Consider the following 11,691-nt stretch of genomic DNA (forward strand, 5'->3'; position numbering starts at 1 on the left):
AAAAAATTAAGCCTCAAATTCATAGCTCTCCCATCTTATATTTCCATGAATGTATTATCTTCTAATACTAACTAAATTGTTTGAAATTGGAGATTACTTCTGACTCACTCCTCTATCCTACTTGTTCCATATTATTAAAGTCTCAGTTTTATAAAGAGAATAACAAAGAGCTCTCAGAAGAAATCGGAAAAAGTTTTAAAAAATCATTGGAGTATCAAGATGTTTATACAATAGGTAGGAACAACTTCAACATAGAATATGAATTTTTCAGAAGTGAAAGTGATTTGAATTTCACATAGCAAGGAAAGCTTCTAAGGCATTTCAAGATTTTTACACTCTATGACTCCTTAAATGAGATTGTTTACTATAATTGATTCTCATTTCACTTTATCTACTGTGTAAGTAAGGTTGTTCATAAAGAAAAATCCAAACAAAAAAGCATATTTTCATACTATTCAAGGAAAAATGATAAATTTAATCAAAAGAGGTTAGACATATGAAAGATGCCCAACCCCTTTTGTTACCTGACTCATTCTAATTAATCGTTTTCTGATTCAGAGCTTTCTTTTTCACCCCTCCTCCTTTGTAGAAAAATTGAATACATTCTTCTATTGCAGCTGTTCGGCTATACTTCATGTTACTTGCTAATTCATTTAGTTGTCTCATGGACTCCTGCTTAATTTTTAATGTCATTCTCTGGCGATTATATGATACACGGCATGAATTCATAGATTGATTCATCTTTCTCCTTCTTTCCTATGATTTCACATTAAAAGGAAAAATTTCCTCTTTCTATATTTAAAGTTTGAGATGTTGTTGGACTTCTATCTTGAGAATGCTAAGTGTTTTTCCATCTACTTTAAGACCTAACTTCTTTGCTTGTTTTTGAAGGGTTTGATATTCTTCAATTTCCTTCTTTAGAGTACCAAGTGTTTTTCCATCTGGTTTAAGACCTAACTTCTTTGCTTGTTTTTGAAGGGTTTGACACTCTTCAATTTCTTTCTTTAGAGTATCAGGTGTTTTTCCATCTGGTTCAAGACCTAATTTCTTCGCTTGTTTATGGAGATTTTGACATTCTTCAATTTCTTTCTTTAAAACATCTGCTTTTTTCCCATCCACTTTAATGTTAAGTTTCTTTGCCTCGGTTTGTAGTTTTTTCAACTCTATGTTTACTGTAGTCTTATCGTGCGATACAGAAGCTTCTACTCGAGATGATGAATGAGTTTTGTTTGAGGTTTCCTTTTCGGCTGCAAACGTAGAAGTTGCTCCTAACATGTTCAAACCTAAAGCTCCAACCATCACATATCCTAATACCTTTTTCTTGTTTATCATTGTATTTTCCTCCTCAATATTTTAACTCAGGGGGCCTTCTCTAGTGTCTTCTCTTCCTTAAAAGATGAATCTTGTCTAATCCAGTGCCATTCAATTCACAAAAGGTTTGAAAACTAAGAAGAAGATAGCTTAAAAATTGCACCTCCCCTTTCACAATTTATACTCTATCAAGGAAAAGTGAAAATTAAATGAAAACGAATAAGGTTATGCTTAAATTATCTTGATAAAGAATCAACTCCATATAATTCATTCCAATACACAAGGATAGAATGCACTGATAACTTCGCAATCTTACCTTTTATTAACTAAATTAATGACGGATATTTGAAACTAGAAGAATTTAAAATTCTTTAGACTAAGTAAACAATTTGATTTATGAAGATGTCGCTGAACTTCTTTTTTCTATCAATTAAAATTCATTAACGGTTATATTATGTGACATGTTATAAATGATGATGTTGATTAAAGCACGCTGTCTTTATCCCTCCAGTATTCTCAATAAATGTAATAGTTATAGAAAAAATAAACGCGGTTATGAGCGTATGTCATACCCATATAAATCAGTTAATTCTGCAAAACTTTTGTAAGAATACGTAATCGCCACTGGCGTTCCTACTTGAACTTGATCAAAGAGCTTCTCAATGGCTGTATTATCCATTCTAATGCAACCTTGACTCACGTATTTTCCGATAGAACTCGGATTGTTGTTCCCATGGATAGCATACGTATCACCAGATGTACCATTCGCATTTATTCCTAACCAACGCTTACCCAATGGATTTCTTGAATCTCCTCCAGAGATATTACCTGTATAATAGGGACGGTTTTTAATTTTGTTTACAATTTCAAAAAAACCTACCGGTGTTTTATCCCAACTCATTCCTGTAGCTACAGGCTCTAGCATCTCCAAGTAACCGTTGCGGTAATAAGCAATTTTATTGTAATACTTATTAACAATAATGAGGTCGTGATAATCTGTTGTGCTAGCTTCTGTTTGTTCGCCTGCCATTCCGCATAACGAGATCATGAGTAAAGTAAAAATAGTCATTGATTTTAGTAACATGTGTTTCATAACGTATACTCCCTTTTTTATTCTTCTACATGAAACCGAAAAAGCACCCAACAAAGTAGGTGCTTCTTTAGTAATCTATACTTTATCCAGGAAAAGTGAAAATTAAGTGAAAATCAATAAAATCATTCGTAATTTATACTGATAACATGAAAGACTGTACAAAACATCCATCATTTTAAAAGGCATTATTTTCACATAACACCCTTATAGATAATAAAAACGCTTAGACCATTAATGACCTAAGCGTTTTTAATTAGTACTATTTCTCTATAGTTAATTTTAATCATTTTATGCTTTATTTTAAATAAACCTCAGTATCCTCTGTTTTTCATTCTGTCATTAAGTTGTACTTTTTTAAGATATTCAATGTGATATTTTTAGCTTTTGTCCCCGAATCATCAACATTTGTTATGAAGACATAAGAATGATTGTCTACTTTTATAAAACCAACATACCATCCTAGTCCCATATCAGACAGCCTTGTTCCCGTTTTCCCATAAAGTGTATAGTGATCTCCTTCCTCTTGAATCATCATTCGTTTGACCGTTTTCATAACTGATTTATCAAAAGGAAGCTCTTCTTTATACAATTTTTCTATAAAGTTAGCTTGTTCAAGGGCACTAATTTTTAGAGAGCTGTTTAACCAAAACTGATCAATTCCTCCACTAATATCTTCGTTTCCGTATGAGATGTTGTGTACCCACTCTTTCATACGCGGCTCTCCAATATCTCTAGCCATCTCTTGATAATACCAAATGGCTGATTCACGCATAGCTGATCCAAGAGTATGATCGCGGTTCCAGGTATCAAATTCTCTCTCTACCCCATCCCAACGTTTTACATCATATTCATCTCGAACAGCTTTAACTTGTAATCCAATCAACGCATTAGGAACCTTAAATGTAGATTCTGGTGTGAGCCTTGTAGTTGCTCTCCGATTATTATAGACAAAGGTTTTTCCTGTTTTAACATCACGTAATAAAAAAGTTCCATTCTCATTAGCGAAAAATTCATCAACATCTAGTTTGTTAATATGAAGTCTTTCTTTAGAAGCACGTTCTTTAGTTGGTGTTTGAGCTTGAGCTGTATAACCTAATATTCCTGTAAACAACAAAAAAATAAAAAGGTAAATCAACTTTTTCAATTTCAACACCTCATTTAATTATTTAACAGATATATTCTATTAACTTCTTTCAGAAAATTCAATAAAAATTTTATTTTTTTTATATACGATATACAAAATCAGCTACTAGAATGTTGGTTATCAAACATAAATCACTCAGGAAAACTTTTTAAAAAATATATGTATATAAATCTATAAAATTAGACAGACTACTTATGTATCCCTCTATTTATATAAGGGGTTCTTTTTTACTAAAGGTGTTTGAACATAAATGAACCGTCCATGAATTGAACGGTTCACCTACCATTTATTTTGATCAATTTATAGCTAAACCTAATGAGGGGTAATCCATGCATTTTAACAAGAGAGTTAAATATTTAGCTATCCTTTATTATTTATAAAGCTTTACACGATCTTCGAGAGAATTAAATTCTTTCTCACCTGGTTCTGTAGTTGGATTCCCAAAAGGCATTTGAGCAATTAATCTCCAATTAGAAGGGATATTCCATTCTTTTTTCACTTCATCATCAATAAGGGGGTTATAGTGTTGCAAAGACGCTCCTAGTCCTTCTGCTTTTAATGCAGACCATACTACTAATTGGTGCATACCTGATGCTTGATGTGACCAAAGAGGGAAGTTATCAGCATAGGAAGCGAACTGTTCCTGAAAACCTTCGATTACCTTTTCATCTTCAAAGAATAATACCGTTCCATATCCTGCTTTAAATGAATCCATTTTCTGTTGGGTTCTAGTAAAATCTCTATCTCCCATAACTTTTTTTAAAGTCTCAGTTGTAATATCCCATAGTTTATCATGAGCTTCTCCTGTTAATACAACAAGACGTGCTGTTTGAGAGTTAAAAGCAGACGGAGTATATTTTACAGCAAATTCTACTATTTCTTTAATTCTCTCATCGGATACTTGAACATCTTTATTAATTCCATAATACGAGCGTCTTTCTTTTAAGACTGAATAAAAATCTTTTGTCATCAGATTTTTCCCCCTGGGATCATTTATTCTAAAATAAAATATCTTTAATTCAATATAATTCTATATATTGGGTGATTCAAAGTCAAACATTTTTTGTAATTATTTGGTTTTAAATGCAAAAAATGAAAATTAAAAGTAATTCTTAAAGATTGCTTTCTTCTGCTAATAAACATTATGTGTAAGGAAGATTAATGAACAAATGGTTACCCTCCATACTTTTCAGTGACATCCCGTAAACTGTTAGCTGTAGTTAGAAAATAAACTTTATTTACATACCATACCTTTGAAAAAGTAAAAGAGCACAAACCCATTGAGTGGCAATGAGTTTGTGCTCTTTCTCTTTCCCCAAGTTTATTTTTAAGGACAATTAAGAAGCTATCATTAAAATCTAAATGAACGTCCTAACTGCCCGCAAAACTTCTACAATTTAATATGTTGTTATAATATTTTTTTAACTTTTAACTATATCGATATTCCCTCAGATCTTTCAAAATAGAAATTTCCTGTAGTAATTCTCTTCCGACGTTAGTTTCTATAACTTTTTTCCGCTCTAGTTCTTTGTCCACCAATCTTTTTACTGACAAAACATCCATTCCGTTTAAGAGGATATCTTCTTTTGAATTAAAATGTTTATGGGCAACCAGCTGCATCCCGTAGGAGTTATATAATAAAGTGTATCCAGCTATACCTGTTGTAGATTGATATGCTTTTGAAAAACCCCCATCTATAACAATCATCCTTCCATTCGCTTTAACTGGATTTTCTCCTTCAATTTCTTTAACAGGTGTATGACCATTTATAATATGGCCATGCTCAGGATTAAGGTTAAATTCAGCTAGAATTTTCTGGCAGACTTCCTCATTTTCACGCAAATAGTAATATGGATTCTTCTTCTCTTTGTGCGTTTTCTTATCTTTAATAAAGTATCTCTCGAAAGTTGTCATCGCTCTTTTCCCAAAGAGTGATGAATATTCTCCTGTCCACAAATACCAGATCATATCTGTTGCAAGGTCATCTGTCTCTTGAGGATGTGCAAAAGCATGGCGTAAATAGCGTTCAAACACATCAAGTAAATTACGTCCTGAATACGTTTTATCTTCAATTGCCATTTTCTCCATATTTCCTTCTTCATCTAAAGGAATGCAGCCGTGTATTAGTAAATTTCCGTTATATTTCAAATAAAGACTGCCCTTCTTCATCAGAAAATTCATATGTCTAGCCAACTTTTCTGAATGCTGAACTGAAAATAATAACCCTTCTATCACTTGCTCTTCTTCTTCTAATAATTGATCCGGCTGTAGCGGATTAACCGTTGCAAAACAGCTATTTTCTAGTGAATACGTTTCCCCATATATCGTTATTTCATTTTTGTCATAGTCGATTTTCTCAAGCAGAAGCCTTTCTGACATATTAAAATAAGGGCGTCTTTTAATAATAGGAGCTTCTAGTTTAAACTGAATCATCGCAATAGCTTGATGAATTTTCGTAATTTGTGATAGCTCCTGATGGGATAGTTTTTTCTCTGACTGTACTTTTGGCCTAAAGGCTGGATTGTCATCATAGTATTTATCCGCAAGATTTAATAGGGGTCTAAGATTGATTCCATATACATTTTCAATAATATCTAAATTATCGTATCTAGCACAAATACGAATAATATTAGCAAGACAAACTTTTGAACCTGCAAAAGCACCTAGCCATAGTACATCATGATTCCCCCACTGAATATCAACAGAATGGTAATTGATTAACGTTTCCATAATTTTATCCGGTTCAGGTCCACGATCATAAATATCCCCTACTACATGCAGATGATCCACAACTAATCTCTGTGTTGTATAAGCAAGACCTATAATAAGTTTGTCAGCTTGTTTTAAAGAAATAATTTGCTGGATAATTTTTGTATAATAATGTTCTTTATTTGCCAACTCATTTTTCTTGTACAACAGCTCTTCTATAATATAAACAAACTGATCTGGCAATGCTTTACGTAGTTTAGAACGCGTATATTTAGAAGAAGCATACGAAACTAGGTTAATCATGCGGTCAATGATTTCCGTATACCATTGATATAATTCTTCTTTATTTCTAAAGTTAGCCTTCATTAACGGTAACTTTTCTTCAGGATAATAAACTAATGTAGCAAATTCATCGATTTCTTTTTCAGATAAAACATTTTTAAAGAGGTCTTTGATTTTCTCCTTTACATTCCCCGAACCATTTCTTAACACATGCTGAAAAGCTTGATACTCTCCATGTAAATCACTGACAAAATGTTCTGTCCCCTTTGGAAGATTAAGAATAGCTTCAAGGTTAATAATTTCAGTTACTACTTTTTCCTCACAATCATACTTTTGTGCAAGTAAATCTAGATATTTTGTGTTCAAAACTATGTATCCCCTTTCAAAACTCACCATTTATTTTCTGCCTAATAGATTGAGGTTAAGTACTTATCTTATAATATTAACTTAAGTAAAAATTATACAGTATTACTATCCTTATTGTCGTTATTTACGATAGAACCAAGAAAAAATGTAGAATTTATTACTTCATCCCTCTGAAAAAAAGAGATCTATTGTCACTTTTACTTAAAGTGTATAATGAACACCGCTAAAAAACATGCTACTATGATGACTGGATACTCCACTCTTCCCTTGAAATTTGCTCGGGAAATAAGAGAAGGCTATTTAATAATTTTATCATGAAAGGTTTAAAAAGTGCCCCTTTAACAAATTTTTTCAACTCCTTTGATTTTAACGTTCATTCGCTGAAAATCCCGTTTCTTAAAAAAATATAAAAGAAAAACCTTATATTAGTTGTGTTCTTTTTATTATTTATAAATCTTTCCAATATATAAACCTGATAAATATAGATCATATTTAACGTATTTCAGTAAAATATATCTTACCTATCAAGTATGATCTAGAAAAAGGATTATTAATAATAATAAAAAACAGAGCATTAAAAAGAAAGGTTTTTATTTTGTTTTTATGCTTTTTTCGCAATAGAAAACTCCATCACCCCTCCCCTAAACAACCTTATCGTACTTTTATCCGGATTCAATTTATGAAATATATCTTTTCAAATCTTCCTTTCTTGTCTTCTCCTTTTTCCTCTCTATCAAAAGCCAAGTACGAGTTAAGCTCGTCGGATAGCCTGTTAACCTGATTTTATACACCATCGTTTTCTCTCCTTATCTACTCTTCTAGTATTTATATCCTAAGGATACATTGTGGTGTGATAAAAATAAGAGAATACAAAATAATTATAAAGCTATAAAATGAAATGTATAATAGAAAGCAAATACATAACTCAGGAGAACAAACCATGAGAAAATATTGGAGATGGATCATACTTATTTTATTTACCTGTATTCTCATTGTATGGGGGTATGAGCGTGCAGGTCTCATTCAGTTGGGTGTGCCTTCATACGAACCATTGATGAATAACCCAAAGCCAGTTGAGAACAAGAATAATCAAGCTTTTGCGGTAAGTGCTAATCACCCCCCTCGCTGTTGAAGCAGGTATGGATGTGTTAAAGAAAGGAGGAAACGCTGCAGATGCGGCTGTAGCTGTTTCCTATGTACTAGCTGTTGTCGAGCCTTTTGGTTCAGGGCTTGGAGGGGGAGGCGCAGCTATTGTTTTGCAAGATGGAAAAGCAATGTCCTATGATTATAAAGAAATTGCTCCATATTCCGGAGAAACTCCAGAAATTCAAGCAGGTATTCCTGGTTTTGTGAAGGGTATTGAAAAACTTCACGAAGATTATGGCTCACTTGAGATGAGCGAGCTAATGGAACCAGCCATTAAGTTAGCAAAAGAAGGTTTTGAAGCCGATCAATACTTAGTTGACCGCCTCCAAGCTGCATCTTATCGCATTTCAAAATCATCAGCATCCCCATTTTTCAATGAAGATACTGTTATAAAAGTTGGTGAGACGATCAAGCAACCAGAGCTTGCTGAAACGCTAGAAAGAGTAAAAGAAAACGGAGCAAAGGATTTTTACGAAGGAGAGATGGCAACCGAGTTATCTCAAGCACTAGGAGTGGAAAAAAGTGATTTTCAGAGATATGAAGTCGAAAAAGAACCTCCTGTAGAATCAACGGTATTTGGCTACCGGATTTTTAGCGCACCACCACCTTTAGGAGGAACAACTCTTGAGCAAATTTTAAAATTAGCTGAGATGTTTGATCTCAAAAATATTGAACCAGATCAGGCTGATTTCCCTCATTCTTTAGGAGAGTTTATCAAAGTAGCCTATGAGAAACGATTAGATACGGTTGCAGATCCACGTTATTTCTCAAAAGATATGGACAAACTTGTGACGGATTCATACATTGAATCTTTAAAAGAAGATCTTGATCTTTCTGATTTGCCAAGTGATGTTTTATTGGAAGATTCAACAGCAGATAAAAAAGGCTATGATAATACAACTCACTTTGTCATTGCTGACCGAGAAGGAACAATGATTTCAGCCACACACTCACTTGGAAACTTTTTTGGTTCAGGTACAATGATTAATGGAATGTTTATAAACAATTCTCTTAGTCACTTTTCAACAAATGAAAACTCCCTAAACAAAAAAGAACCAGGAAAACGTCCAAGAAGCCATTCTTCTCCAATGATCTTAGCTAGTGATGAAAAGTTAATTGGCATCGGTTCACCAGGAGGAAAACGAATTCCGATGATTTTATCTCAAGTATTACTTCGTCACATTGTGTATGGGGAAGAGCTACAAGAAGCAATTGATGCACCGAGATTTATTATAGAAGGAAACAAGATATATGTTGAAGAAACAATGTCAGATGATATCATCGGGGAACTTTCACAAAGAGGATATGACGTATATATAAAGGAGAATCCATTTTTTTATGGAGGCGTCCAAGCGCTTGTTGTTGATGAAGAAAATAACCAAGTTTACGGAGGCGCAGACAGGAGAAGAATCGGAACATGGGATGCTAAAAATGAACATTAATAAACGAATTATAAGTATTGTTTTTTTATTATTAGTTGGTGTAGGATTAGTCTCTTATTTAGGCATACTCGGTTTAAAAAGCACTTATTATGCACAACCGAAAGGATCAACAAATATCATAAATACGGACAACCACCAAATTGAATGTTCTTCTACATAATCCCTGTTACAAACATAAATAACATGACTAGATAATAAAGAGCCTTATTCCATATAAGGCTCCTTCTCTTTATCCTATATACTCAGCTATACGAAGACAGATATTAATGCTAAGTTACTCGATAATCCAGAAATAAGACACTTTACTACTGAATCTTCTGTTTTCAAACGATTAGGGTAAGTTGAAGACATTACAGATGTAGCCGCGTTTCTTGCTTCTTCAGATAACCGCTGGCTAAAAGGACAAGTGTTAGATGTTTAGGATAGTTGTAGAGGTAGAAATCTAATTTATATAATTTTAATTATCGAATTTAAGGATTAACTCCCCTTCTTATATTTAATAACTTGTTATCATATAAATAATTGATTTTAAAGAGTAAAAAGTGAACTTTCCTAAATGGAAAAGTTCACTTTTTTAATTCTGTCTTACAGAATTGTAAGACAGCTGTCATCTAGATAGATAGGTAAGAATGAGTTTATCTTCTACAATTGAATTAACTAAAAGATAATAAATGATTCAGTGGTTATAGAAGTTTCGATTGATGAAACAAAAGCGGTATATGGATTGAGTCATTTAAATGAAAAGAAACATTTCATTTAACTTGAATGCTTTCAATATAAAACCAAAAAGGAGATTTAAGAAATGAAAAGATTATTAAGTATTTGTGCTACAGTCATTGTTGTAGGATCGTTAATGAGTGGGTGTAGCGCTACCAAGGATGCGTTTCAAAAGGCTAACGGAGTAATTTTATATGGAAATCAACAGCAAATTAGCGATGCTTTAAATCAAGATAAGAAAGATATTAAGGAAAAAGATGAGTATACAATTAAGGTTGCTGAAGATGGAAAACAAGATATGATGATTTTGGATAAAACAACTGCAAAAGCTCTCGTCGAAAAAAAACTACTTAAAGAAGTAACAAAGGATAATGATACTGAAGCTATTACATCGTTACCGAAAGTGACAAAGGATATTAACGCACTTTTTGCAAAACAAGAAGTTAAAGAAATGAATCTTGCTGGCCAAAACTCAAAAATAATATATGGAGGAAATAAAATTATAGGAGATGGAAGAAGCTACGTTGATGAGTTTTTAATTGTAGATGACTCTCAGTTTACTGCAATTAAGGGAACGGAAAAGAAAATGGCTGTTATAAAATATGATAAAAATCCTGATAAAAAACTAAGCGAATTCAATGTGGATGAAGTTCAACTAGTTAAAGTAGGAAAATAAAAATGTCCAGGTCTGCCCTATAAAACGAGCAGGCCTGTTTTCTCTTTCTGCAGTTAGAATAGAAAAACATTTAAGTATAGTATACTAAACCTAAATTAATACGTAGGAAGGCGGAGAACAAGTTGGAGGTTATTCGATTAGAGAACGTTAGCAAAGTATATGGCAAAGGAAAAAATGCGGTTACGGCTTTAAATACAATCAATTTAAACGTTCAGTCAGGAGAGTTTGTTGCAATTGTTGGTTCATCAGGTTCTGGGAAAAGTACCCTACTTCATACGATTGGTGGTCTTAATGCCCCTACAGAAGGCAAAGTTAAAATAGAAGGTGAATTCATGTACTCTTTATCAGATGAAGCCCTTTCTATTTTACGTCGTCGAAAAATTGGTTTTATATTTCAATCCTTTAACCTCGTACCTATTCTGAATGTTGAAGAAAATATACAATTACCCGTGTTGCTTGATCATCAGAAAGTTGATCATGCTTATTATGATGAGATTATCAATTATTTAGATATAAAAGATAAGCTTTATGCATCACCCTCAAATCTTTCTGGAGGACAGCAACAAAGAGTGGCAATTGCTAGGGCTTTAATACATAGACCTTCTTATATATTGGCTGATGAACCTACTGGAAATTTAGATAGTCAGACAAGCAATGATGTGATAGATCTTCTCCAATTAACTGCAAAGAAATATAAACAAACTTTGCTTATCATTACGCACGATATGAAGATAGCAGAAAGAGCTAGTCGAATTATACAAATAGAAGATGGTTCTATACAAAAAGATATGTCTTATCATTAAGG

The 11,691-nt window shown here is 32.9% G+C and carries 10 protein-coding genes and 1 pseudogene; 5 read left to right on the forward strand and 6 right to left on the reverse strand.

What is annotated here, in order from left to right; all coding sequences use genetic code 11:
* Window positions 1–534: 534 nt before the first annotated feature.
* From B9N79_RS20700 to fbp, 6 genes are all read right to left on the reverse strand, one after another.
* The gene (locus tag B9N79_RS20700; RefSeq protein WP_085118890.1) at window positions 535–741 is read right to left on the reverse strand and encodes a hypothetical protein; all 207 of its coding nucleotides are present in this window, start codon (window positions 739–741) and stop codon (window positions 535–537) included.
* Window positions 742–798: 57 nt separating this feature from the next.
* Entirely contained in the window at window positions 799–1,332 is a 534-nt protein-coding gene (locus B9N79_RS20705; RefSeq protein ID WP_040058036.1) for a hypothetical protein, read from the reverse strand.
* 532 nt (window positions 1,333–1,864) lie between these two features.
* Entirely contained in the window at window positions 1,865–2,404 is a 540-nt protein-coding gene (locus B9N79_RS20710; protein WP_085118892.1) for a L,D-transpeptidase, read from the reverse strand.
* A 328-nt stretch (window positions 2,405–2,732) separates the two neighbouring features.
* A complete protein-coding gene (blaOXA, locus tag B9N79_RS20715) occupies window positions 2,733–3,548 on the reverse strand; it encodes a class D beta-lactamase (RefSeq protein WP_040058038.1) in 816 nt (271 codons plus the stop codon).
* 370 nt (window positions 3,549–3,918) lie between these two features.
* Window positions 3,919–4,518, reverse strand: coding sequence for a nitroreductase family protein (locus tag B9N79_RS20720; RefSeq protein WP_040058039.1), 600 nt, complete (start codon window positions 4,516–4,518; stop codon window positions 3,919–3,921).
* Between the two features lie 458 nt (window positions 4,519–4,976).
* Entirely contained in the window at window positions 4,977–6,905 is a 1,929-nt protein-coding gene (gene fbp / locus B9N79_RS20725) for a fructose-1,6-bisphosphatase (protein WP_040058040.1), read from the reverse strand.
* A 940-nt stretch (window positions 6,906–7,845) separates the two neighbouring features.
* On the opposite strand from fbp, the gene B9N79_RS20730 reads away from it, so the two are divergent.
* From B9N79_RS20730 to B9N79_RS20755, 5 genes and pseudogenes are all read left to right on the forward strand, one after another.
* Window positions 7,846–8,037, forward strand: coding sequence for a hypothetical protein (locus B9N79_RS20730; RefSeq protein ID WP_085118896.1), 192 nt, complete (start codon window positions 7,846–7,848; stop codon window positions 8,035–8,037).
* A gap of 13 nt (window positions 8,038–8,050) precedes the next feature.
* Window positions 8,051–9,493 carry a gamma-glutamyltransferase family protein gene (locus tag B9N79_RS20735; protein ID WP_167555140.1) on the forward strand — a complete coding sequence of 481 codons (1,443 nt, stop codon included), beginning with the start codon at window positions 8,051–8,053 and terminating at the stop codon, window positions 9,491–9,493.
* A gap of 247 nt (window positions 9,494–9,740) precedes the next feature.
* Window positions 9,741–9,914, forward strand: a pseudogene (locus B9N79_RS20745) (SDR family oxidoreductase); the annotation flags it as partial.
* Window positions 9,915–10,295: 381 nt separating this feature from the next.
* Window positions 10,296–10,886 carry a lipoprotein BA_5634 family protein gene (locus B9N79_RS20750; RefSeq protein ID WP_085118900.1) on the forward strand — a complete coding sequence of 197 codons (591 nt, stop codon included), beginning with the start codon at window positions 10,296–10,298 and terminating at the stop codon, window positions 10,884–10,886.
* Between the two features lie 122 nt (window positions 10,887–11,008).
* Window positions 11,009–11,689 (forward strand): ABC transporter ATP-binding protein, encoded by a 681-nt coding sequence (locus B9N79_RS20755; protein WP_040058042.1) that lies wholly within the window; start codon window positions 11,009–11,011, stop codon window positions 11,687–11,689.
* The last annotated feature ends 2 nt before the right edge of the window (window positions 11,690–11,691 follow it).

The organism is Priestia filamentosa (assembly GCF_900177535.1).
In the GTDB taxonomy this organism is placed as follows: Bacteria; Bacillota; Bacilli; order Bacillales; family Bacillaceae_H; genus Bacillus_I; species Bacillus_I filamentosa.

Coding starts and splice junctions, on each gene's coding strand:
- B9N79_RS20700 (WP_085118890.1), bottom strand. CDS start 741: ATGAATCAATCTATGAATTCATGCCGTGTATCATATAATCGCCAGAGA.
- B9N79_RS20705 (WP_040058036.1), bottom strand. CDS start 1,332: ATGATAAACAAGAAAAAGGTATTAGGATATGTGATGGTTGGAGCTTTA.
- B9N79_RS20710 (WP_085118892.1), bottom strand. CDS start 2,404: ATGAAACACATGTTACTAAAATCAATGACTATTTTTACTTTACTCATG.
- B9N79_RS20720 (WP_040058039.1), bottom strand. CDS start 4,518: ATGACAAAAGATTTTTATTCAGTCTTAAAAGAAAGACGCTCGTATTAT.
- B9N79_RS20730 (WP_085118896.1), top strand. CDS start 7,846: ATGAGAAAATATTGGAGATGGATCATACTTATTTTATTTACCTGTATT.
- B9N79_RS20750 (WP_085118900.1), top strand. CDS start 10,296: ATGAAAAGATTATTAAGTATTTGTGCTACAGTCATTGTTGTAGGATCG.